1 protein-coding gene is annotated in these 767 nt (G+C 31.7%); it reads right to left on the bottom strand.

Going from position 1 to position 767, the window contains the following annotated elements:
• Positions 1-87: 87 nt before the first annotated feature.
• A partial coding sequence (locus tag KPL38_RS19430; protein ID WP_246578061.1) for a group II intron maturase-specific domain-containing protein occupies positions 88-767 on the bottom strand: 680 nt, incomplete at its 5' end.

Genomic DNA, 767 nt, shown 5'->3' with positions numbered 1-767 from the left:
AATCGAGTAGGAGCTAAATAATTAGTTTATTTAGCGACCTCTCACACCACCGTGCGTACCGTTCGGTACACGGCGGTTCAATAGAAATTAATGTTTTAATAAATATATTTCAGATATAGAAACTAAACCTATCTTTTTAAGGTATTTATTAGTTAATGTTTTGGCTAATACTGGGCTGTTGGATGTTCTCCAATAGCTTTTCCTTGTATTTGCATATTGCCAAGCTTTATTGCGTGTTAAACCTAACTTAATAAGGTTTTCATGTTTTGTTTTAATATTCTTCCACTGTTTCCAAAAGCACATTCTAATTCTTCGTCTTAACCATTCATCAAGTGTTTTAAGAATAGTTTTAATATCTGCAATAGCAAAATAGTTTACCCATCCTACTATTACCTGCTTGAGTTTCCTAAATCTATATTCCATGCTCATCGCATTACTTCTTGAAGTTAATTCCTTTAGCTTTGCTCTGAATTTGTCTATAGGTTTTTGAGGAACTCTCATTCTATATTCACCTTTTACTCGGTAAAACGAAAATCCTAAAAATTTAAGTTTCCAAGGTCTATCTACTGTACTCTTATCTTTATTCACTTTAAGCTTTAACTTTTCCTCAATAAATCTTGTGATACTACTCATTACTCTATTTGCTGATTTCTCACTTTTAACGTATATATTTGCATCATCAGCATATCTACAAAATTTTAGTCCTCGCTTTGTTAGTTCTATATCAAGTTCATTTAACATTACGTTACTTAATAATGGGGACAAGG

This window comes from Clostridium psychrophilum, from assembly GCF_018861705.1.
GTDB lineage: Bacteria > Bacillota > Clostridia > Clostridiales > Clostridiaceae > Clostridium_AD > Clostridium_AD psychrophilum.
Note: the sequence above shows the minus strand (reverse complement) of the source record. Positions and strands in the feature narration are given on the sequence as shown.